Below are 22132 nucleotides of genomic sequence, written 5' to 3' on the forward strand. Positions count from 1 at the left end.
TCATTGCTCGACTTCAGAGTCCTTCCCATGAGAACCCAGCATCAAAGCCGCCGCGAACTGGACAAGATCGACCGCAACATCCTGCGCATCCTGCAGGAGGAAGGCCGCATCTCCTTCACCGAACTGGGCGAGCGCGTCGGCCTCTCCACCACGCCGTGCACCGAGCGCGTGCGCCGGCTGGAGCGCGAAGGGATCATCATGGGCTACAACGCCCGGCTGAACCCGCAGTACCTCAAGGCCAGCCTGCTGGTGTTCGTCGAAATCAGCCTGGACTACAAGTCCGGCGATACCTTCGAGGACTTCCGCCGCTCGGTGCTCAAGCTGCCCCACGTGCTGGAGTGCCACCTGGTATCGGGTCACTTCGACTACTTGGTGAAGGCGCGCATCTCGGAGATGGCCTCCTACCGCAAGCTGCTGGGCGATATCCTGCTCAAGCTGCCGCACGTGCGCGAATCCAAGAGCTACATCGTGATGGAAGAGGTGAAGGAAAGCCTCACCCTGCCCATCCCCGACTAAATAGCCGGACTAAAAAGCCGGACCGATTCCCCGCCGTCCGCGGCAAGCTCACACGATTTATTTACGACTTCCCGGCGCTTTTTGCGCCACTGCCTATTGGCTGGGCGGGAAGTCGGCGTTTATCCTGCGTAAAATTTTAACAACACAAAAATCAGGATATCGCACATGAACGCCCGCGTTCACCAGCCGGTGCACACCGACCGTCACGCCCCGTCCTACTACGCCGCGAGCGTCAATCGCCGCCTCGAAGTACCGCCCCTGGCCGGTGAGGAAAAGGCCGACGTGTGCATCATCGGTGGAGGCTTCTCAGGGCTGAACACGGCCATCGAGCTGGCCGAGCGCGGACTCTCGGTGATCCTGCTGGAAGCCCACCAGATCGGCTGGGGCGCCAGCGGCCGCAACGGCGGCCAACTGATCCGCGGCGTTGGCCATGGTCTGGAGCAGTTCGAGCCGGTCATCGGTGCCGATGGCGTGCATGCGCTGAAACTGATGGGCCTGGAAGCGGTAGAGATCGTCCGCCGCCGTGTCGAGCAGTACAAGATCGACTGCGACCTGACCTGGGGCTATTGCGACCTGGCCAACAAGCCCTCCGACGTCGAAGGCTTCCAGGAAGACTTCGACGAGCTGAAGAGCCTCGGCTATCGCCACGAACTGCGCCTGGTGCCGCAAGAGCAGATGCGCTCCATCGTCGGTTCCGACTTCTACGTCGGCGGCATGGTCGATATGGGCTCCGGCCATCTGCACCCGCTCAACCTCGCCCTGGGCGAGGCCGCCGCAGCGCAGAGCCTGGGCGTGAAACTGTTCGAGAATTCCGCCGTCACCGCCATCGACTATGGCAGCGAGGTGCGCGTGCGCACCGCTGGCGGCAGCGTGCGCGCCAAATCCCTGGTGATCGCCTGCAACGCCTACCAGAACCGTCTGAATCCCTACCTGGACGGCAAGGTGCTGCCCGCCGGCAGCTACGTCATCGCGACCGAGCCGCTGTCCGCCGAACAGGCCCACGCCCTGCTGCCGCAGAACATGGCGGTGTGCGACCAGCGTGTAGCGCTGGACTACTACCGCCTTTCCGCCGACAACCGCCTGCTGTTCGGCGGCGCCTGCCATTACTCCGGCCGTGACCCGGCGGATATCGCCGCCTACATGCAACCGAAGATGCTCAAGGTGTTCCCGCACCTGGCCAACGTGCGCATCGACTACCAGTGGGGCGGCATGATCGGCATCGGCGCCAACCGCCTGCCGCAGATCGGTCGCCTGCCGGACCAGCCCAACGTGTACTTCGCCCAGGCCTATGCCGGCCACGGAGTGAACGCCACGCACCTGGCCGGCAAGCTGCTCGCCGAGGCCATCGCCGGGCAGCAGGGCAGCGGCTTCGAGCTGTTCGCCAAGGTCCCGCACATCACCTTCCCTGGCGGCCAGCTGCTGCGCTCGCCGCTGCTGGCGCTGGGCATGGCCTGGTACCGGTTCAAGGAAGCGCTGTCGGGCTGACCGCATCCCCGACGAGCGGCTAGAATCTCCGGCAGCCCGCCATCGGCGGGCTTGTCGGAGATGGCCTCGTTGCTTCCACGCTTCCTTCTGCTGATCCTGCTGGCCCTCGGTGGCTGCGCCAGTGCGCCCCCGCCGGAGCCTTCGCACGTGCTGCCGGTGCAGGGCACCACGCTGGACAATGAGATCAGCGAGCGCGCTGCGGCTCACCCAGGCCTGTCCGGCTTCCACCTGCTGGCTTCCAGCGTCGACGCCTTTCTCGCGCGCGCCGAACTGATCCGCAAGGCCCAGCGCAGTCTCGACATCCAGTACTACATCGTGCACGACGGCCTGACCACCCGCGCGCTGATCCGCGAGCTGCTCAAGGCGGCCGACCGCGGCGTGCGTGTGCGCATCCTCATCGACGACACCAGCAGCGACGGCTGGGACTATGAGCTGGGCACCCTGGCGGCCCATCCCAACATCCAGGTACGCCTGTTCAACCCGCTGCACCTGGGCCGCAGCACCGGCGTCACGCGCAACCTCGGGCGCCTGTTCAACCTCTCCGAACAGCATCGGCGCATGCACAACAAGCTGCTGCTGGCGGACAACAGCGTAGCCATCGTCGGTGGCCGCAACCTGGGCGACGAGTACTTCGACGCCAAGGCCGAGATGAACTTCAGCGATCTCGACCTTATGGGCGTCGGCCCGGTCGCCCAGTCGCTTGGACAAAGCTTCGACCAATACTGGAATAGCCGTATCAGTCGGCCCATCGAGGATTACCTGTGGAGCGAACCGGACCTCGATGAGTTGCAAAATGTCCGCCATTCGCTGGATCGCTACCTGGCCAAGGAGCGGGTCAAACGCAATGGCTACATCGCCCGGCTCAACCGCAACAGCGACCGGCCACACCTGCAGAACTGGCTGGACGAGCTGGTCTGGGCGCAGGGCAAGGCCGTCTGGGACACGCCGTTGAAGGTGCTCGATCAGGGCGAGCCGAACGCGGAACAACTGCTCAGCGCCCAGTTGCAACCGCTGTTCGACGGGGTATCGAAGGAGCTGATCCTGGTCTCGGCCTACTTCGTGCCAACCAGCGCCGGGGTCGACTACCTGACCCAGCGGGCCGGCCAGGGTGTCAGCGTGCGGCTGCTGACCAACTCACTCGAAGCCACCGACGTACCGGCCGTGCATGCGGGCTACGCACCCTATCGCCTGGCGTTGCTGGAGCACGGAGTGAAACTTTATGAGTTGCGTGCCGATCCGGATCAGCGCCAATCCGGCGCACCGTGGATGGTGCGCGGCTCCAGCAGCGCCAGCCTGCACAGCAAGGCAGCGGTGTTCGATCAGCAGAAGGTGTTCGTCGGCTCGCTGAACTTCGATCCGCGTTCGGTACTCTGGAACACCGAAGTCGGCATCATCGTCGACAGCCCGGAGCTGGCCGACCAGGTGCGCCGGCTCGCATTGGCCAGTATGTCGCCCAAGGTCAGCTACCAGGTGAAGATCGCACCCAACAGCGATCCGCCGAAGCTGGTCTGGATCGAAGAGCGTAACGGCAGGCTGGTGGAAATCGACCGCGAGCCAGGCAACACCTGGCGCCGGCTCAACGCGTGGATCGCCGGCGCCATCGGCCTGGAGAAGATGCTCTAGGAGCGCTCCTGCTGCAGCTCCGCGTCGGTCGCCCGCATTGCCGGCGGCAGGCCACGGTAGGAGACCAGCACGACGAACCCGGCGGCTCCCAGCGCCATCACCAACGGCAGCGCATGGCCGCTGATCCACTGGCTGGCGGCGCCGGTAGCCAAGGGGCCGATCAGGCAGCCAATCCCCCAGAGCTGGGCAATGTGCGCATTGGCGCGCACCAGCGCGTCGTCCCGGTAGCGCTCGCCGATAAGGATCAGCGACAGGGTGAACAGCCCGCCCGCCGCCGCACCGAAGAGCACCAGCACCGGCCAGATGGCAGCGTGGTGCAGCAGCAGCGGAATGCCCAGGCTGCTGAGGAACAGCACGATGCCGCAGCCCTTGAACAGCGTCTGCCGGGAGACGCGGTCGGCCAGCCAGCCGATGGGCAACTGCAGCAGCGCGTCGCCGACCACCACGGTGCTGACCATCGCCAGCGCCACCGATTGCGTGAAGCCCTGCTGGATGCCGTAGACGGGCAGCAACGTCAGGATCATTGCCTCGAAACCGGCGAACAGCACAACCGCCCAGGCAATCGCCGGCAGGTTCGCGCAGAAGCCGAACAGCCCGCGTCCGGAGGCACTGTGCGGGTCGACCTTGGGCGCGCCGGTGCGGCCCAGCAGCAGCAACGCACCGCCGATCAGCAGGCAGACGCCGAACCAGAAGCCACGGTTGTCGGCGGTACCGATGAACGTCAGCAGCACCGGGCCGGACAGCTGGCTCAGCGCATAGCCGGTGCCGTACAGGGCGACCAGGCGGCCGCGCCATTTCTCGATGGCCAGCTGGTTGATCCAGCTTTCGCCGAGGATGAACACCACGGTCAGCTGCACGCCGATCAGCAGGCGCAGGATCAGCCAGATCGGATAGCTCTGCAGCAGCGCCAGCAGGCCAACCGAGAAAGCGCCCGAGATCAGGCAGATGCGCATCAGCAACGGGGTGCCGACCCGCGCGGCAAGACGGCCGGCAATCATCGCGCCCAGCAGCACGCCCACGGCTGGCGTGGACGCCATGACACCGATGGCGAAGCTACCGTAGCCCCAGCCTTCCAGACGCAGAGAGACCAGCGGCATGGTCAGGCCCAAGGCCAGACCAATGCTGATCACGGCAGCACACACAGCAAAATAGGGACCCCAACGCATTGTCTTTCTCCCGTTCCATCCGGAGCGCACGCCAGGCGCGAGGGTGCCCGATGCGCAATGCACAGCGGCCGGGCTTCCCTGAGGGAAACCCGGCCGCGGGTGTGGCTCTTTGTCAGAGCCGGCCCCTGGATCGGGGCCGACCTGCTTCAGCCTAGGATCAGAGTTTGATCCAGGTAGCTTTCAGCTCGGTGTACTTGTCGAACGCGTGCAGCGACTTGTCGCGGCCGTTGCCGGACTGCTTGAAGCCACCGAACGGAGCGGTCATGTCGCCACCGTCGTACTGGTTCACCCACACGCTGCCGGCGCGCAGCGCCTTGGCGGTCAGGTGGGCCTTGGACAGGTCGCTGGTCCACACCGCCGCGGCCAGGCCGTACGGAGTGTCGTTGGCGATGCGCACGGCTTCTTCGGCATCGGTGAACTCGATGACCGACAGCACCGGGCCGAAGATCTCTTCACGGGCGATGCGCATGGCGTTGGTCACGCCGTCGAAGATGGTCGGCTCGACGTAGGTGCCGCCGGTCTCTTCGAGGGTGCGCTTGCCGCCGGCCACCAGTTTGGCGCCGTCGTCGTGGCCAGCCTGGATGTAGCTCAGCACGTTGTTCATCTGGGTGGTATCGACCAGCGCACCAACGTTGGTTTCCGGGTCCAGCGGGTTGCCCGGCTTCCAGGCCTTGATGGCTTCGACCACCAGCGGTACGAACTCGGCCTTGATCGACTTCTCCACCAGCAGGCGCGAGCCGGCGGTGCAGACTTCGCCCTGGTTGAAGGCGATGGCGCTGGCAGCGGCTTCGGCAGCGGCTTTCAGGTCCGGAGCGTCAGCGAAGACGATATTCGGGCTCTTGCCACCGGCTTCCAGCCAGACGCGCTTCATGTTGGATTCGCCAGCGTAGATCATCAGTTGCTTGGCGATCTTGGTCGAGCCGGTGAACACCAGGGTGTCGACGTCCATGTGCAGGGCCAGGGCCTTGCCCACGGTGTGGCCGAAGCCCGGCAGGACGTTGAACACGCCTTTCGGGATACCGGCCTCGATGGCCAGCTGGGCGACGCGGATACCGGTCAGCGGGGACTTCTCGGAGGGCTTGAGGATCACCGAGTTGCCGGTGGTCAGGGCCGGGCCGAGCTTCCAGCAGGACATCAGCAGGGGGAAGTTCCACGGCACGATGGCCGCCACTACGCCCACAGGCTCGCGGGTCACCAGACCCAGCTCGTTGTGCGGGGTAGCGGCGACTTCGTCATAGATCTTGTCGATGGCCTCGGCGCTCCAGCGGATGCTGTTGGCAGCACCGGAGACGTCCACGTTCAGCGAATCGCTGATCGGCTTGCCCATGTCCAGGGTTTCCAGCAGGGCCAGCTCCTCGGCGTTCTCCAGCAGCAGCTCGGAGAAGCGGATCATGACCTTCTTGCGCTTGGCCGGAGCCAGGCGCGACCAGACACCGGAGTCGAAAGCGGCACGGGCGACCTGCACGGCACTTTCGGCATCGGCCAGGTCGCAGCTGGCGACCTTGGCCAGGAAGCGGCCATCCACAGGGCTGAGGCAATCGAAGGTGGCGCCGGATGCGGCGTCGACGTATTCACCGTTGACGAAGGCGCGGCCTTCGATCTTCAGATCCTTGGCGCGAGCTTCCCAATCGGCGCGAGTGAGGGTACCCATGACAACGTGTCCTCTTATTAATGTACTTATCTAGGTGCAGGCGCCCGGCGGCGGGCGCGCTGTCAAAAATATCGCAAGGCGAAGCGAACGCATGCTGCTGGCAACCCTAAACTGGAGGCGGCCAATTTTCAATATTTTTTACACTAGACGGCAAAACAGCCTTGTCACGTTCGTTTTATTAAACATAGACTCGCCTGAATCGATGCCTGAATAGTCACCGACCACGGCGTCGAGCGAAATATCCAACAGCGTCGCGCGTGCACGCACGCACTCTGGCAAACAAACACACAAGAACCGAGACCGCCATGAACGTCGAGCAGATCGTCGATTTCGCCCAGGCCACCACCGCCCCCGAACACTACCGCCCCGCCCCGGACCGCATCATCAAGGGCGACCCGGCGCAGAACGTACGCAACCACTACTCCAGCGGCTGCGGCCAGTTCAACGTGGGCATCTGGGAAGGCGAGCCGGGCCACTGGAACGTCAGCTACACCGAGCACGAATACTGCGAGATCCTCCAGGGCGTGTCGGTGATCCGTGATGCCAACGGCGGCGCCAAGACCGTGCGCGTCGGCGATCGCTTCGTCATCCCGGCCGGCTTCAGCGGCACCTGGGAAGTGCTGGAGCCCTGCCGCAAGGTCTACGTGATCTTCGAACAGAAGGCCTGATCCCCCAGGCATGAAAAAGCCCGCCAGTAGGCGGGCTTTTTTTCGTGTCGACTTTTCCGCAGGCAAGAAAAAACCCGCCACTTGGGCGGGTTTCTTCACAAGGGCGAAGATCAATTACTTGATCTTGGCTTCCTTGTAGATCACGTGCTTGCGAACAACCGGATCGAATTTCTTGATCTCGATTTTCTCAGGCTTGGTGCGCTTGTTCTTGTCGGTGGTGTAGAAGTGGCCGGTACCGGCGCTGGACACCAAACGGATCAGTTCACGCATGACTGCAGCTCCTTAGAATTTTTCGCCGCGGGCGCGCAGGTCGTTCAGAACGGCCTCGATACCACGCTTGTCGATGATACGCATGCCTTTAGCGGAAACGCGCAGACGTACGAAACGCTTCTCGGCTTCTACCCAGAAACGGTGATGCTGCAGGTTCGGCAGGAAACGGCGACGGGTTTTGTTGTGTGCGTGGGAAATGTTATTCCCGGTAACCGGACCCTTACCGGTCACTTGGCAAACTCTCGACATGGCTCAGCCCTCTATAAACCACATGCCAAACCCGGCATGGGTTGGCTGCTTAACTCAATAGGATTCTCAGTTTCACCGGGGTCTTAACTGCCGCTTCGCCGCGATCGAGTCGCAGGATCAGGCAGGGCCCCAGAAAAGAGCGCAGCTTTATATCAGAAAGTCGCTTCGCGCCGCAAGGGCAAGCATACGCCGAGAAAGGCGACGCCAGCCCCCGTGGGGCGCGGCACTGCTGCCGTTCGTCGCCTGTCATCGTTGTGGCTGCCGGCAGCTTGGTCTAGGGTAGCCCCTTCGAGGTTGCCAACAGCCTTGCATGACCTGCCCAGCCGCGCGGATGGGCATCTTGCCACCTCTCACGGAGTTCGTCATGCGTCTTGCCCTGCTCGCCCTTCTGATTTCTCCCGCCCTCGCCAGTGCCGCCTCGCTGAGTGTCTGCACCGAAGCCAGTCCCGAAGGCTTCGACGTGGTCCAGTACAACTCGCTGACCACCACCAACGCCTCGGCCGACGTACTGATGAACCGCCTGGTGGACTTCGACGCCGCCCGCGGCGAAGTGGTGCCGAGCCTGGCGGAGAGCTGGAAGGTCTCCGACGATGGCCTGACCTATGACTTCCAGTTGCGCGACGACGTCGCCTTCCACCACACCGACTACTTCAAGCCAGGCCGCGCGCTGGATGCCGACGATGTGATGTTCAGCTTCCAGCGCATGCTCGATCCCACCCAGCCCTGGCACAAGGTGGCGCAGAGCGGCTTCCCGCACGCCCAGTCGATGCAACTACCGACCCTGGTGAAAGCCGTGGAGAAGGTCGACGCGCATCACGTGCGCTTCACCCTCACCCATCCGGACGCGACCTTCCTGGCGATGCTCAGCATGGGCTTCGCCTCCATCTATTCCGCCGAATACGCCGACCAACTGATGAAGGCCGGCACCCCCGAGAAGCTCAACGCCCAGCCGATCGGCACCGGACCCTTCGTCTTCAAGCGCTTCCAGAAGGACGCCGTGGTGCGCTACAGCGCCAACGCCGAATACTTCGGCGGCAAGCCGGCTGTGGATAACCTGGTGTTCGCCATCACCCCGGATGCCAGCGTGCGCCTGCAAAAGCTCAAGCGCGGCGAGTGCCAGATCGCTCTGTCGCCCAAGCCGGTGGACGTCGAAGCGGCGACCAAGGCCGCCGACCTGAAGGTGGAGCAGACCCCGGCATTCATGACCGCCTTCGTCGGCATCAACAGCCAGCACCCGCCACTCGACAACCCCAAGGTACGCCAGGCCATCAACCTCGCCTTCGACAAGCGCAGCTACCTGGAAACGGTCTTCGCCGGCAGCGCCACACCGGCCAACGGTATCTATCCACCCAACACCTGGAGCTATGCCAAGGACATCCCCGGCTATCCGCGCGATCTCGACAAGGCCCGTGCACTGCTCGCCGAAGCCGGGCACAAGGACGGCTTCAAGACCACCATCTGGACCCGCCCTTCGGGCAGCCTGCTCAACCCGAACCCCAGCACTGGCGCGCAGCTGTTGCAGTCGGACCTGGCGCAGATCGGCATTCAGGCCGAGATCCGCGTGATCGAATGGGGCGAACTGATCCGCCGCGCCAAGGCCGGCGAGCATGACCTGCTGTTCATGGGCTGGGCCGGCGACAACGGCGACCCGGACAACTTCCTCACCCCGCAATTCTCCTGCGCCAGCGTCAAGTCCGGCCTGAATTTCGCCCGCTACTGCGATGAGAAACTCGACGGGCTGATCAGCCAGGGCAAGGCGGTAGCCGACCAGGCCAAGCGCAGCGAGCTGTATCACCAGGCGCAGCAGATCATCCACGACCAGGCGCTGTGGTTGCCGCTGGCGCACCCCACCGCGACCGCCATCACCCGCAAGGACGTAAAGGGTTACACGGTGAGCCCGTTCGGCCGCCAGGACTTCTCCAAGGTCCAGCTCTGAGCATGGAGCTCCTGGAGCGACTGCTGCCGGATTTCCAGTTCTCCGAGCGACACTCGCGGGACATGCGGGCCACGCCAACACGGGTGCTGGATGCGGTCACGGAGCTGACCGCCGAGCACGACCCGCTGGCTTCGCGTTTCTTGCAGATTCGCGAAGCCCCGGCCCGCCTGGCACTTCGGCTGGGGCTACGCAATGCCCTGGCTGACCGCCCGCGTTTCGGCCTGCATGAGTTCACCTTGCTCGGCCGCAACGGCGATCGGGAACTTGCGTATGGACTGATCGGGCGTTTCTGGCGCAGCGACTTCGGCCTGCGTCCGTGTGCCGACGGTGAAAGCTTCCGGCATTTCTCCGAACCCGGTACCGCCAGGCTGATGCTGCATTTTTCCTGCGACCCAGGCGACGGCGATGGCACCACCCGTGTTCGCACTGAAACCCGCGTGCACTGTCCGGACGCCCGTAGCCAGTTGCTGTTCGCGCCTTACTGGCTGGCCATCCGCCCCGTCAGCGGCCTGATTCGCAGACGCCTGCTGCGCGACATAGAACGCCGCGCGTCAGAGCATTCCTAGCTCCGCCATCGACTGCGGCTCGCCGTCGCCGACGATGAAATGATCCAGCACACGCACGTCGATCAGCGCCAGCGCATCGACGATGCGCCGGGTGAGCAGGCGATCGGAATGACTCGGCTCGCAGACCCCGGAAGGGTGGTTGTGCGTGAGGATCAGGGCCGCCGCATTGTGCGCTAGGGCGCGCTTGACGATCTGCCGCGGGTAGACGCTGGCATTGTCGATGGAGCCGTGGAACAGCACCTCGAAGCCCAGCACCCGGTGGCGGTTGTCCATGAACAGGCAGGCGAAGACTTCGTGCGGTTCATGGCGCAGCCGTGACTTGAGGAAGTCCCGCACTGCCTGGGGGCTTTCCAGGGCAGGATCGCGGCTGATCTGCTCGGCGAGATGACGCCGGGCAATCTCCAGAACGGCCTGCAATTGCACGAACTTGGCCACGCCCAGCCCCAGGTGGCTGCAGAACGATTCCAGATCCGCCTCCAGCAGTGCCCGCAGGCTGCCGAATTCACTCAGCAGGCGCCGCGCCAGGTCGACGGCGCTGCAGCCGACCACGCCGGTGCGCAGGAAGATGGCCAGCAACTCGGCGTCGCTCAGACTCGCCGCGCCGCGTTCGAGGAGTTTCTCCCGCGGGCGTTCCGCCGCGGGCCAGTCACGAATACTCAAGGGACCTCCAGGTCTTGTCCGCCCGCTGTTCCCGCGCAGGCGCTGTGCTATCTTAGCCCCCTCGCTTCGCGCAGCCGGAGGCCTGGGGAGGCGTCGTCGGCTTCAGCGCGCGTCATCCATTTCCGTATTTAAGGCTGGCCTATGCAGCGGCTCTATCGTAAACGCATCGTTCTGGGCGTCGGAGGCGGTATCGCCGCCTACAAGAGCGCCGAACTGGTCCGTCGCTTGCGCGACCAGGGCGCCGAGGTGCGTGTCGTGATGACCCAGGGTGGCCGCGAGTTCATCACCCCTCTCACCCTCCAGGCGTTGTCCGGCCATCCGGTCCACCTGGACCTGCTCGACCCCGCCGCCGAAGCGGCCATGGGGCACATCGAGCTGGCCCGCTGGGCCGACCTGGTGCTGATCGCACCCGCCACCGCCGACCTGATGGCGCGCCTGGCCCAGGGCGTAGCCAACGACCTGCTGACCACCCTGGTGCTCGCCACCGACGCACAGGTAGCCCTCGCCCCGGCGATGAACCAGGCCATGTGGCGCGACCCGGCCACCCAGGTCAACGCCGAGCTTCTGCGCAGCCGCGGCTTGCACTTCTTCGGCCCCGCCGCCGGCAGCCAGGCCTGCGGCGATGTCGGCCCGGGCCGCATGCTCGAAGCCGAGGAGCTGGCGCAGCTGGCCGCCGACTGCTTCGAGTTCAAGGCCCTGACCGGCCAGCACATCCTGATCACCGCAGGGCCGACCCAGGAAAACATCGACCCGGTGCGCTACATCACCAACCACAGCTCCGGAAAAATGGGCTTCGCCCTGGCCGAAGCCGCCGCCGAAGCCGGCGCGCGCGTGACCCTGGTGACCGGTCCGGTGCACCTGCCCACGCCTGACCGGGTGAACCGCGTCGACGTGGTCAGTGCCCGCGACATGCTCGCCGCCTGCGAAGCGGCGATGCCGGCGGACATCCTGATCGCCTCCGCCGCAGTAGCCGACTACCGCCCGGAACTGGTCGCACCGCAGAAGCTGAAGAAAGACCCCACCAAGGGTGACGGCCTGCTCTTGCAGCTGGTGCGCAATCCCGACATTCTCGCCACCCTCGCGCAACGCAGCGACCGCCCCTTCAGCGTCGGCTTCGCCGCCGAGACCGAGAACCTGCTCGAGTACGCCTCGCGCAAGCTCAAGGACAAGAATCTCGACCTGATCGTCGCCAATGACGTGGCGAATCCGTCAATCGGCTTCAATAGTGAAGAGAACGCCATCACGGTCATCGATCGCGAATTGCACAAGACTGCGTTCGCCCAGACCAGCAAGGGCAAGATCGCCCGTCAGCTGATCGCCTTCATCGCCGACCGTATCAATCAACACTGAGAACCCAATGCATTCCCTGCAAGCCAAGATCCTCGACTCCCGCCTGGGCAACGAATTCCCCCTGCCCCAGTACGCCACTCCGGGCTCCGCCGGCCTCGACCTGCGCGCCATGCTCAAGGAAGACCTGACCCTCGAGCCAGGCCAGACCGTCCTGATCCCCACCGGCCTGTCCATCTACATCGCCGATCCGGGCCTGGCCGCTCTGATCCTTCCGCGCTCGGGCCTGGGCCACAAGCACGGCATCGTGCTGGGCAACCTGGTCGGGCTGATCGACTCGGACTACCAGGGCGAACTGATGGTGTCGTGCTGGAATCGCGGCAATACCGCTTTCAAGATCGCCATCGGCGAACGTATCGCCCAGCTGGTGCTGGTGCCGGTGGTGCAGGCGCATTTCGAGCTGGTCGAGACCTTCGACGAAAGCCAGCGCGGCGCCGGCGGCTTCGGTCACTCCGGTAGCCATTGACCTTCCCATTCAGGATGAATCGCCGAGGAGACGTTGCATGAAACTTTTCCAACGCACTGCCAAGGACAGCACCGAACTGCCGGACCTCGTTCCGGCGGAGAAGGCTGCCAGAACGCCCGCCCCCAAGCTGGACGTCAAACCCTTGCTGCCCGCCCTGGTCCTGTCGATCGGCGGCGTGGCAGCGGCCGGCGTGCTGCTGTGGTTCACCCTGTTCGGGCAGGCCGACGCAGTGCAGGCCGCAAAACTGGGCAGCGCCTGGGGAGGTAGCCAGGCTGGCGGCCTGCGCCAGTCGCTGAGCCTGCTGGCAGCGGACGGCCGCAGCATGGCCGGCAACCCGGAGCTGCTCCCGATCCTGCAGAGCAACGATCCCGCACGAATCGCCGGAATTGAAAAGGCACTCGCCCAGGGGCACCTGGACGGCCTGGTGGATGTGCACCTCAATGCCAATGGCCAGGCGGTGCAGGACACCTCGCGCCCGGGCCCGCTGAACTATGCCGCGCTGGACATGCTGCACCGCGTGGAAAGCGGCCAGAGTGTCGCGCCGGAGGCCTACAAGGTCGGCAATCGCTGGCTGGTGTACAGCCCGACGGCGCTGCGCGCAGCGGACAACACCATCCAGGGCACCCTGCTGCTGGTCGTCGACCTGCAACGCCTGTTGAGCACCTTGCCGCCGCTGCCGACCGACGTCGGACAACTGCAGCTTTCCCAGCAATTCGGCAACTCCCCTGCGCAGATCCTGCTGCAACAGGGGCAGGCCAGCGGCGCGCCTGCTCAGCAACTCCCCAGCGGCAACCCCAACTGGAAGCTCAGCTTCACGCCCGGCGCGAGCATTACCGAGCCCCTGTACTCACCCGCCCTGCTGGGTATTGCCGCGCTGCTCGCCCTCGCCGGCGCCCTGCTCGGTCTCTACCTTGCGCAGGGCGCCATGCAGCGCCGTGTCAGCAAGGATGCCCAGGCCCTGGGCCAGTTCATTCAGGAACTCGCCGGCCAACGAACTGCCAAAGCTCCTGAGCTAAGCCTGCCGAGTCTGCAGGCGCTGGCTCAGGCGCTGGCCCGCCAGCCACGCCGCAAAACCGAAACGAATGGTGCCAGTGCACCTGTCGCCGCCCCCGCAACGCCTGCCCAGCCGACTCCCGCCCCTGCGGTGGCTGTGGCCAGCGCCCCGGGCGCGGCCTCCGATGCGCCATTGGTCGACCCGCTGTTCCAGAGCACCGACATTCTGGACATCGACATTCTTGATGAAGACCAGGATCTCCTGGGATTGGAGCAAACACCCGCTATGAGCACGCCTAAAGCCCCGCAACTGCCCGCCAGCATCTTCCGCGCCTACGACATTCGCGGCGTGGTCGGCGACACCCTGACCGCCGAAACCGCCTACTGGGTAGGCCGGGCGATCGGCTCCGAAAGCCTGGCGCGCGGCGAGCCGTGCGTCTCCGTCGGCCGCGACGGCCGCCTGTCCGGCCCGGAGTTGGTCCAGCAACTGATCCAGGGCCTGCTCGACTGCGGCTGCCAGGTTACCGACGTCGGCATGGTGCCCACTCCGGTCCTGTACTACGCGGCCAACGTCCTGGAAGGCAAATCCGGCGTGATGCTCACCGGTAGCCACAACCCGCCGGACTACAACGGCTTCAAGATCGTCGTCGCCGGCGAGACCCTGGCCAACGAGCAGATCCAGGCCCTGCGTGAGCGCATCCAGAACAACGACCTCGCCTCCGGCGTGGGCAGCGTGCAGCAGATCGACATCCTGCCGCGCTACTTCAAGCAGATCCGCGATGACATCGCCCTGGCCAAGCCGCTGAAAGTGGTGGTGGACTGCGGCAACGGCGTGGCCGGCGTGATTGCGCCGCAACTGATCGAAGCCCTGGGCTGCACCGTCATTCCGCTGTACTGCGACGTCGACGGCACCTTCCCCAACCACCACCCGGACCCGGGCAAGCCCGAGAACCTGGAAGACCTGATCGCCAAGGTGAAAGAGACCGGCGCCGACCTGGGCCTGGCCTTCGACGGCGACGGTGACCGCGTGGGCGTGGTGACCAACGAAGGCACCATCATCTATCCCGACCGTCTGCTGATGCTGTTCGCCAAGGACGTGGTCTCGCGCAATCCGGGCGCCGACATCATCTTCGACGTCAAATGCACCCGCCGCCTGATCTCGCTGATCAGCGGCTACGGCGGCCGTCCGGTGATGTGGAAGACCGGTCACTCGCTGATCAAGAAGAAGATGAAGGAAACCGGCGCACTGCTCGCAGGCGAGATGAGCGGCCACATCTTCTTCAAGGAACGCTGGTACGGCTTCGACGACGGCATCTACAGCGCCGCTCGCCTGCTGGAAATCATCAGCCTGGACAAGCGCGATGCCGAGCGCGTGTTCTCCGCCTTCCCGATGGACATCTCCACCCCGGAAATCAACATCACCGTCACCGACGAGGGCAAGTTCGCCCTGATCGAGGCGCTGCAGGCCCGCGGCCAGTGGGGCGAAGCCAACCTCACCACCCTCGACGGCGTGCGTGTCGATTACCCCAAAGGCTGGGGCCTGGTTCGCGCGTCCAACACCACGCCGGTGCTGGTCCTACGTTTCGAGGCGGACTCCCAGGAAGAACTGGAACGCATCAAGGAAGTGTTCCGCACCCAGCTGAAAGCGGTCGACCCCGCCCTCAGCCTGCCCTTCTGACCCTCAAGTAAGACTATGCCGGAGCCCACCATGACCCAGAGCCGCGATGACGCCGCCCAGGTTGCCCGCGTCCTTGCCGAAGCCCTGCCCTATATCCGCCGGTTCGTCGGCAAGACGCTGGTGATCAAGTACGGCGGCAACGCCATGGAAACGGACGAGCTGAAGAACAGCTTCGCCCGCGACGTGGTGCTGATGAAAGCCGTCGGTATCAACCCGGTGGTGGTCCATGGTGGTGGTCCGCAGATCGGCGACCTGCTCAATCGCCTGTCGATCGAAAGTCACTTCATCGATGGCATGCGCGTCACCGACGCGCAGACCATGGACGTGGTGGAGATGGTCCTCGGCGGCCAGGTGAACAAGGACATCGTCAACCTGATCAACCGCCATGGCGGCAGCGCCATCGGCCTGACCGGGAAGGACGCCGAGCTGATCCGTGCGAAGAAGCTCACCGTTACCCGCCAGACCCCGGAGATGACCAAGCCGGAAATCATCGACATCGGCCACGTAGGCGAAGTCACCGGGGTCAACGTGGACCTGCTGAACATGCTGGTGCAGGGCGACTTCATCCCGGTCATCGCGCCGATCGGCGTGGGTGCCAATGGCGAGTCCTACAACATCAACGCCGACCTCGTGGCCGGCAAGGTGGCCGAGGCGCTGAAGGCCGAGAAGCTGATGCTGCTCACCAACATCGCCGGCCTGATGGACAAGCAGGGCCAGGTGCTCACCGGCCTGACCACTGAGCAGGTCAACGAGCTGATCGCCGACGGCACCATCTACGGCGGCATGCTGCCGAAGATCCGCTGCGCGCTCGAAGCCGTGCAAGGTGGCGTGACCAGCGCGCACATCATCGATGGCCGCGTGCCCAACGCCGTGCTGCTGGAGATATTCACCGACAGCGGCGTCGGCACCCTGATCACCAACCGCAAGCACCGCTGATCAAGACACCCGCCAGGAGCGATCCTCGCGGGTGTTTTTTTGCCCATGGAGTTCCGCATGGCCGCGTCTCCCGCTTCCCGCAACGACTTCAGCTTCTTCCACGGCCTGCGCGTGCGCTGGTCGGAGGTCGACCCGCAAGGCATCGTCTTCAACGGCAATTACCTGACCTACGCCGACGTCGCGACGACCGAATACTACCGCCACCTGGGCGTAAGCTATCCGGCCGACCTGCTGCGTGGCGGCGGAGATCTGTTCGCGGTGAAGACCACGCTGGAATACCTGGCGCCGGCGCGCTTCGACGACTGGCTGGAGATGGGCGTGCGCGTCAGCCGCCTGGGCCGCAGCAGCCTGACGTTCCAGGTGGCGATCTGGTGCGACGAGCAATTGCTCACACTGGGAGAACTGGTCTACGCCTACGCAGGCGAAGACCGGACGAGCCAGCCCGTGCCGGACTGGCTGCGCGGAAAGATCAACGAATTCGAACGCTGCTCGCCGCTGCAATGAGCGGCGAGCCGCCCGCTCAGTTGCCCAGCAACTGGGCGACGCGCGCGCGGTCGGCGGCGAAGCTGTCCTGCGACTGAATGCGCAATTGCTGATAGCGGGCGATGTCCTGCTGCAGCCGCTGCTCGTCATCGCGCAGGTTGCCCAGTTGAGCCACCAGGTCTTCCGGTACCTGCCGCCCGGCGCGCTCCTGATCGGCGGCGCGCGATTGCAGGTTGGCCTGCTGGGTCTTGAGTGACTGCAGGTTGCCCCTGGCCACGCTGGTCAGGCCGTCGAGCTCGGCCAGCTTGCGATCACGGGCGCGGTCGACATCTTCCACGCTGGTATACATGCGCAGCAATTGCTGGTCGGAACTCGCGCGGGCGGCGTCCGCCTTGCGCTGCTCGATCTCGGCGGCGGTCGGCGCCGGCGGCACTTCGCGGATAACCCGGCCCTGCTCGTTGAGCACCTGGTAACCCTTGCCGATGTACTGCGGCGGCACGCCCAGACGATCGATGACGGTCACGCCCTTGTCGTTGACATAGCGATACATCTCGACCTGGCTGCCGGCAATCGCCTGGCCGGCGAGCATGGCCCCCAGAAGCCCCATCCACACCCTGTAACGGTAAGCACCCTGCTTGGCCATGCCCGACACCTTAGATCCGCTTAGATACCGTATTGAGCCCGATACGCCTCGACCGCCGAAAGATGCTGCTTGAGTTGCGCATCACCGGCGAGATATTCCAGCACCTGCTCCAGCGAGACAATGCTTACGACCGGAATCGAAAAGTCCCGTTCAACTTCCTGGATCGCCGACAGCTCGCCCTTGCCGCGCTCCTGGCGGTTCAGCGCGATCAGCACGCCGGCCGCCTGAGCGCCCTGGGCGTCGATGATCTGCATCACCTCGCGGATCGCGGTGCCGGCAGTGATCACGTCATCGATGATCAATGCGCGGCCGGTCAGCGGCGCGCCCACCAGCGTACCGCCTTCGCCGTGGTCCTTGGCTTCCTTGCGGTTGAAGCACCAGGGCAGGTCGCGGCCGTGCTGCTCGGCCAATGCAATCGCTGTAGCGGCCGCCAACGGAATTCCTTTATAGGCCGGGCCGAACAACACGTCGAAAGGTATGCCACTGTCGACCACCGCGCTGGCGTAGAAACGACCCAGCTGGGACAGCGCAACGCCGGTATTGAACAACCCGGCATTGAAGAAATAGGGACTGGTGCGCCCGGACTTGAGCGTGAACTCGCCGAAGCGCAAAACGCCGCGCTCGATGGCGAAGCGGATGAAATCGCGTTGATATGCGTGCATGGAGGAGGACCGGCCGGTATGAATTTAGCTAAACCGTTTGAGCTCGGGTATCATACACACACGTGATTTTGGGGGCCATTTATGCGGATCATCAGTGTGAACGTGAATGGTATTCAGGCTGCAGCGGAGCGTGGATTGCTCAGTTGGCTGCAAGCCCAGAATGCCGACGTGATCTGCTTGCAGGATACCCGCGCCTCCGCTTTCGATCTGGATGACCCGTCCTACCAACTGGATGGCTACTTCCTGTACGCCTGCGATGCCGAAGTGCCCAGTCAGGGCGGCGTCGCAATCTATAGTCGTCTGCAACCCAAGGCCGTCATAAGCGGCCTGGGTTTCGAGATGGCCGATCGTTACGGGCGCTACCTGCAAGCCGATTTCGATAAGGTGAGTATCGCCACTCTCCTGCTGCCTACCGGGCAGGAAGGGGATGAGAACCTGAACCACAAGTTCAAGTTCATGGACGATTTCGCCCAGTACATGAACAAGCAGCGCCGCAAGCGCCGCGAATACATCTATTGCGGCTCGCTCTACGTCGCGCACCAGAAGCTGGACGTGAAGAACTGGCGCGAGTGCCAGCAGATGCCCGGCTTCATGGCGCCGGAGCGCGGCTGGATGGATGAGATCTTCGGCACCATGGGCTATGTCGACGCCCTGCGCGAGGTCAACCGCGAAGGCGACCAGTACAGCTGGTGGCCGGAAAGCGAACAGGCCGAGCTTCTGAACCTGGGCTGGCGTTTCGACTACCAGGTGCTGACACCGGGCCTGCGCCGCTTCGTGCGCAGTGCCAAGCTGCCGCGCCAGCCGCGCTTCTCCCAGCATGCGCCGCTGATCGTGGACTACGACTGGACGCTGAGCATTTGAGCCCCGTCGTACCGCCGAATGGCGGACAGAAAAAAGCCGGCTTCGAGCCGGCTTTTTCGTGCCTGGAGTTCGGCGCTTACTTGATCGGACGCCAGGTGAAGGGATAGCGATAGTCCAACCCCTCGTTGGCCTTCACACCGGCGATGATGGTGAGGACCAGCGCACCGATGCTCACCAGCCCCAGCAGGAAGAAACCAATCACCACCAGCATCAGCAGGAAGCTGACCAGCACCGCGAGGGTCACGGTGATCTGGAAGTTCAGCGCTTCCTTGCCCTGCTGGTCGATGAAGGGATCCGACTCACGCTTGACCTGCCAGACGATCAGCGGCCCGAGCAGGTTGCCAAACGGGAAGATGAAGCCGAGGAAGGCCGCGAAGTGACAGAACATCGCCCATTGCCGGGCTTCTTGGCTCGGTCGAGCCTGTTGCACGGGTACTTCGTCGTTCATCTTTCGCTCCTTCTCCGGGCCACCGCCCGTCGGATCACTCGGCCAGCGCGGCGCGCTGCAGTTCGAACAGTTCGCGCAGGCCCTGCTGCGCCAGCTCCAGCATGGCATTCAGCTCGGCCGGCTGGAAGGGCGCGCCTTCAGCGGTGCCCTGGACTTCGATGAAGCCGCCGGCATCGGTCATGACCACGTTCAGGTCGGTCTCGGCGGCGGAATCTTCCAGGTAGTCCAGGTCCAGCACCGGCTCGCCCTGGTACATGCCCACGGACACCGCGGCGACCATCTGCTTGAGCGGGTTGCCCTTGAGCGCGCCGCGCTTCTTCAGCACAGCCAGGGCGTCGATCAGCGCCACGGTGGCGCCGGTGATGGACGCGGTGCGGGTGCCGCCGTCGGCCTGGATCACATCGCAATCGATGTACAGGGTGTTCTCGCCCAGCTTGGACAGGTCCAGCGCGGCGCGCAGGGAGCGGCCGATCAGGCGCTGGATTTCCAGGGTGCGGCCACCCTGCTTGCCGCGCGCGGCTTCGCGCTGGTTACGCTCGCCGGTGGAGCGCGGCAGCATGCCGTACTCGGCGGTCAGCCAGCCCTGGCCCTGGCCCTTGAGGAAGCGCGGCACACCGGATTCGGCGCTGACGGTGCAGATCACCTTGGTGTCGCCGAACTCCACCAGCACGGAGCCCTCGGCGTGCTTGGTGTAATGGCGGGTGATACGGATCGGGCGCAGTTGGTCGGCGGCGCGGCCACTGGGACGGTTCATGGAGGCATCCTGTACAGATTGCTGGCGGGGGAATGTCCGCCATTATAGAGGCCAGCGGGCGGGCACAACCACCGCCGGCGTGCGGCGGCGCGCCACGCTGGGGTACAATTACCGGTTTCCGACGGTCTGTCGGCCGTTTTCCCAAAAGCATCCAGCGAGGTAATCCCATGGTGCACAGCATGACCGCCTTCGCCCGCGTCGAGCGCGCCGGTACCCATGGCACCCTCAGCTGGGAGCTGCGCTCGGTCAACCACCGCTACCTCGAGCCCAACCTGCGCCTGCCCGAAGCCTTCCGTGATCTCGAAGGCGCGGTGCGCGAGGCGCTGCGCCAGGGCCTGTCGCGCGGCAAAGTGGAATGCACCCTGCGCTTCAATGAGGAAAACGCCGGCAAGCCACTGCAGGTCGACCGTGAGCGCGCCGCACAGCTGGTCGCCGCCGCCGAGACCGTCGCCGGCCTGATCCAGCAGCCCGCGCCGCTCGATCCGCTCGCGGTGCTGGCCTGGCCCGGCGTGCTGGTGGGCGATGCCGCCGACCCGCAGGCACTCAATGCCAGCGCGCTGGCCGCCTTCAACCAGGCCCTGGACGAACTCAAGGCCGGCCGCGCCCGCGAAGGCGCGGAGCTGGCGAAGATTATCGACGAACGCCTGAGCGCCATGCAGGAAGAAGTGGTGAACCTGCGCGAGCTGGTGCCGCAGATGCTCGCCAACCAGCGTCAGAAGATCCTCGATCGCTTCACCGAGATGAAGGCCGATCTCGACCCGCAGCGCCTGGAGCAGGAAATGGTCCTGTTGGCGCAGAAGAGCGACGTCGCCGAAGAGCTCGACCGCCTGACTACCCACGTCACCGAAGTGCGCCGCGTGCTCAAGGCCGGCGGCGCCGCCGGTCGCCGCCTCGACTTCCTGATGCAGGAACTCAACCGCGAGGCCAACACGCTAGGTTCGAAAGCTTTCGACCCGCGCTCCACCCAGGCCGCGGTCAACCTCAAGGTCCTGATCGAGCAGATGCGCGAGCAGGTCCAGAATATCGAGTAAGCCGGCGTTCCCGGCTTCCCCACGTCAACCGTTACTCCAGGAAAGCGCCATGTCCGGCACCCTCTACATCGTTTCCGCCCCGTCCGGCGCCGGCAAGACCAGCCTGGTCAAGGCCCTGCTCGACGCCATGCCCAGCGTGCGCGTCTCGGTCTCCCACACCACCCGCGGCATGCGTCCGGGCGAAGTGGACGGGGTGAACTACCACTTCGTCGGCCACGACACCTTCAGGGCCATGCTTGAGCGCAACGAGTTCCTGGAACACGCGCAGGTCTTCGACAACCTCTATGGCACCTCCCAGCGCTGGGTGGAGAAGACCCTCGCCGAAGGCAACGACCTGATCCTGGAGATCGACTGGCAGGGCGCGCAGCAGGTACGCCGGCTGATGCCCGAGGCGCAGTCGATCTTCATCCTGCCGCCGACCCAGGAAGCCCTGCGCCAGCGCCTGACCAACCGTGGCCAGGACAGCGACGAGGTGATCGAGCGGCGCATGCAGGAAGCCGTCAGCGAAATGAGCCACTATGTGGAGTACGATCACCTGGTGATCAACGACGATTTCGCCCACGCGCTGGAAGACCTCAAGGCGATCTTCCGCGCCCGCCAGCTGCGCCAGGATGCCCAGCAGCAACGCCACACCGAGCTGCTCCAACGCCTGCTGGCCTGAAACGGGCGAGCAAAGGCACTTCCATAAAGATTGGCGATTTTTTAGACTATCCAGTCCGCCCGGTAATTCTCCGGGTCTCCATTTGCGTAATGAGGAACACCATGGCCCGCGTCACCGTTGAAGACTGCCTGGACAACGTCGATAACCGTTTCGAGCTGGTCATGCTCGCCACCAAGCGTTCGCGCCAACTGGCTACCGGCGGCAAAGAGCCCAAGGTACCGTGGGAAAACGACAAGCCCACCGTCGTCGCTCTGCGCGAAATCGCGTCGGGCCTGGTGGATGCTGACATCGTTCAGCAGGAGGACGTGGTTGAAGAAGAGCCGCTGTTCGCTGCTTTTGAAGACGAGGCCAACAACGAGGCCCTGTAAGTCGATGTCGG

24 protein-coding genes are annotated in these 22132 nt (G+C 64.7%); 15 read left to right on the forward strand and 9 right to left on the reverse strand.

Going from position 1 to position 22132, the window contains the following annotated elements; all coding sequences use genetic code 11:
• Window positions 1-27: 27 nt before the first annotated feature.
• The 3 genes from dadR (at window position 28) to JVX91_RS04145 (ending at window position 3624) form a co-directional block, all read left to right on the forward strand.
• Complete coding sequence (dadR, locus tag JVX91_RS04135; protein WP_015479539.1) at window positions 28-516, forward strand: transcriptional regulator DadR; 489 nt, start codon at window positions 28-30, stop codon at window positions 514-516.
• Between the two features lie 165 nt (window positions 517-681).
• Window positions 682-2001: an FAD-binding oxidoreductase gene (locus JVX91_RS04140; protein ID WP_205338156.1), complete on the forward strand. Its 1320-nt coding sequence runs from the start codon at window positions 682-684 to the stop codon at window positions 1999-2001.
• 60 nt (window positions 2002-2061) lie between these two features.
• Window positions 2062-3624 (forward strand): phospholipase D family protein, encoded by a 1563-nt coding sequence (locus tag JVX91_RS04145; protein ID WP_205338157.1) that lies wholly within the window; start codon window positions 2062-2064, stop codon window positions 3622-3624.
• On the opposite strand, the gene JVX91_RS04150 is transcribed toward JVX91_RS04145, so the two are convergent.
• Together JVX91_RS04150 and JVX91_RS04155 are read right to left on the reverse strand one after the other, a co-directional pair.
• Window positions 3621-4790: an MFS transporter gene (locus JVX91_RS04150; RefSeq protein WP_205338158.1), complete on the reverse strand. Its 1170-nt coding sequence runs from the start codon at window positions 4788-4790 to the stop codon at window positions 3621-3623. The two genes, JVX91_RS04145 and JVX91_RS04150, sit on opposite strands and share 4 nt — an antisense overlap.
• A gap of 157 nt (window positions 4791-4947) precedes the next feature.
• Window positions 4948-6441, reverse strand: coding sequence for an aldehyde dehydrogenase (locus JVX91_RS04155; RefSeq protein ID WP_205338159.1), 1494 nt, complete (start codon window positions 6439-6441; stop codon window positions 4948-4950).
• A gap of 305 nt (window positions 6442-6746) precedes the next feature.
• Between JVX91_RS04155 and JVX91_RS04160 the strand changes: the two genes are divergently transcribed.
• Window positions 6747-7109: a cupin domain-containing protein gene (locus JVX91_RS04160; protein WP_205338160.1), complete on the forward strand. Its 363-nt coding sequence runs from the start codon at window positions 6747-6749 to the stop codon at window positions 7107-7109.
• A 114-nt stretch (window positions 7110-7223) separates the two neighbouring features.
• On the opposite strand, the gene rpmG is transcribed toward JVX91_RS04160, so the two are convergent.
• Entirely contained in the window at window positions 7224-7379 is a 156-nt protein-coding gene (gene rpmG / locus JVX91_RS04165) for a 50S ribosomal protein L33 (RefSeq protein WP_009614117.1), read from the reverse strand.
• Window positions 7380-7391: 12 nt separating this feature from the next.
• Complete coding sequence (rpmB, locus tag JVX91_RS04170) at window positions 7392-7628, reverse strand: 50S ribosomal protein L28 (protein ID WP_184596581.1); 237 nt, start codon at window positions 7626-7628, stop codon at window positions 7392-7394.
• A gap of 364 nt (window positions 7629-7992) precedes the next feature.
• On the opposite strand from rpmB, the gene JVX91_RS04175 reads away from it, so the two are divergent.
• Together JVX91_RS04175 and JVX91_RS04180 are read left to right on the forward strand one after the other, a co-directional pair.
• Window positions 7993-9564, forward strand: coding sequence for an ABC transporter substrate-binding protein (locus JVX91_RS04175; RefSeq protein WP_205338161.1), 1572 nt, complete (start codon window positions 7993-7995; stop codon window positions 9562-9564).
• Between the two features lie 2 nt (window positions 9565-9566).
• The gene (locus JVX91_RS04180; protein ID WP_205338162.1) at window positions 9567-10130 is read left to right on the forward strand and encodes a DUF2867 domain-containing protein; all 564 of its coding nucleotides are present in this window, start codon (window positions 9567-9569) and stop codon (window positions 10128-10130) included.
• Here the strand turns inward: JVX91_RS04180 and radC are convergent.
• On the reverse strand, window positions 10116-10790 hold the full coding sequence (radC, locus tag JVX91_RS04185) for a DNA repair protein RadC (RefSeq protein WP_205338163.1): 675 nt from the start codon (window positions 10788-10790) through the stop codon (window positions 10116-10118). The genes JVX91_RS04180 and radC overlap by 15 nt on opposite strands.
• A 141-nt stretch (window positions 10791-10931) precedes the next feature.
• Here radC and coaBC point away from each other — a divergent pair, with 141 nt between their 5' ends.
• The 5 genes from coaBC to JVX91_RS04210 are packed head-to-tail and all read left to right on the forward strand — an operon-like array spanning window position 10932 to window position 16714.
• Window positions 10932-12140: a bifunctional phosphopantothenoylcysteine decarboxylase/phosphopantothenate--cysteine ligase CoaBC gene (gene coaBC / locus JVX91_RS04190; protein WP_205338164.1), complete on the forward strand. Its 1209-nt coding sequence runs from the start codon at window positions 10932-10934 to the stop codon at window positions 12138-12140.
• Between the two features lie 7 nt (window positions 12141-12147).
• Window positions 12148-12603, forward strand: coding sequence for a dUTP diphosphatase (gene dut / locus JVX91_RS04195; protein ID WP_205338165.1), 456 nt, complete (start codon window positions 12148-12150; stop codon window positions 12601-12603).
• A 37-nt stretch (window positions 12604-12640) separates the two neighbouring features.
• Window positions 12641-15274 carry a phosphomannomutase/phosphoglucomutase gene (locus tag JVX91_RS04200; protein ID WP_205338166.1) on the forward strand — a complete coding sequence of 878 codons (2634 nt, stop codon included), beginning with the start codon at window positions 12641-12643 and terminating at the stop codon, window positions 15272-15274.
• 30 nt (window positions 15275-15304) lie between these two features.
• Window positions 15305-16210 (forward strand): acetylglutamate kinase, encoded by a 906-nt coding sequence (gene argB / locus JVX91_RS04205; protein WP_205338167.1) that lies wholly within the window; start codon window positions 15305-15307, stop codon window positions 16208-16210.
• 57 nt (window positions 16211-16267) lie between these two features.
• Window positions 16268-16714 (forward strand): thioesterase family protein, encoded by a 447-nt coding sequence (locus tag JVX91_RS04210; RefSeq protein WP_205338168.1) that lies wholly within the window; start codon window positions 16268-16270, stop codon window positions 16712-16714.
• Between the two features lie 16 nt (window positions 16715-16730).
• Here the strand turns inward: JVX91_RS04210 and JVX91_RS04215 are convergent, their stop codons facing one another.
• Entirely contained in the window at window positions 16731-17282 is a 552-nt protein-coding gene (locus JVX91_RS04215) for a DUF4124 domain-containing protein (RefSeq protein WP_205339925.1), read from the reverse strand.
• A 74-nt stretch (window positions 17283-17356) separates the two neighbouring features.
• Complete coding sequence (pyrE, locus tag JVX91_RS04220) at window positions 17357-17998, reverse strand: orotate phosphoribosyltransferase (protein ID WP_088419875.1); 642 nt, start codon at window positions 17996-17998, stop codon at window positions 17357-17359.
• 81 nt (window positions 17999-18079) lie between these two features.
• On the opposite strand from pyrE, the gene JVX91_RS04225 reads away from it, so the two are divergent.
• Window positions 18080-18859 carry an exodeoxyribonuclease III gene (locus JVX91_RS04225; RefSeq protein ID WP_205338169.1) on the forward strand — a complete coding sequence of 260 codons (780 nt, stop codon included), beginning with the start codon at window positions 18080-18082 and terminating at the stop codon, window positions 18857-18859.
• Between the two features lie 76 nt (window positions 18860-18935).
• Here the strand turns inward: JVX91_RS04225 and JVX91_RS04230 are convergent, their stop codons facing one another.
• Window positions 18936-19307 (reverse strand): DUF4870 domain-containing protein, encoded by a 372-nt coding sequence (locus JVX91_RS04230; RefSeq protein WP_205338170.1) that lies wholly within the window; start codon window positions 19305-19307, stop codon window positions 18936-18938.
• A gap of 34 nt (window positions 19308-19341) precedes the next feature.
• Complete coding sequence (gene rph / locus JVX91_RS04235; RefSeq protein WP_192433402.1) at window positions 19342-20061, reverse strand: ribonuclease PH; 720 nt, start codon at window positions 20059-20061, stop codon at window positions 19342-19344.
• Window positions 20062-20228: 167 nt separating this feature from the next.
• Between rph and JVX91_RS04240 the strand changes: the two genes are divergently transcribed.
• The 3 genes from JVX91_RS04240 to rpoZ all read left to right on the forward strand — a co-directional run bounded on the left by JVX91_RS04240 (window position 20229) and on the right by rpoZ (window position 22121).
• Window positions 20229-21092, forward strand: coding sequence for a YicC/YloC family endoribonuclease (locus JVX91_RS04240; protein ID WP_205338171.1), 864 nt, complete (start codon window positions 20229-20231; stop codon window positions 21090-21092).
• 49 nt (window positions 21093-21141) lie between these two features.
• Complete coding sequence (gmk, locus tag JVX91_RS04245) at window positions 21142-21753, forward strand: guanylate kinase (RefSeq protein WP_205338172.1); 612 nt, start codon at window positions 21142-21144, stop codon at window positions 21751-21753.
• Window positions 21754-21854: 101 nt separating this feature from the next.
• The gene (gene rpoZ, locus JVX91_RS04250) at window positions 21855-22121 is read left to right on the forward strand and encodes a DNA-directed RNA polymerase subunit omega (RefSeq protein WP_024762058.1); all 267 of its coding nucleotides are present in this window, start codon (window positions 21855-21857) and stop codon (window positions 22119-22121) included.
• Window positions 22122-22132 lie beyond the last annotated feature (11 nt).

It is taken from the genome of Pseudomonas sp. PDNC002 (assembly GCF_016919445.1).
Classification (GTDB): domain Bacteria; phylum Pseudomonadota; class Gammaproteobacteria; order Pseudomonadales; family Pseudomonadaceae; genus Pseudomonas.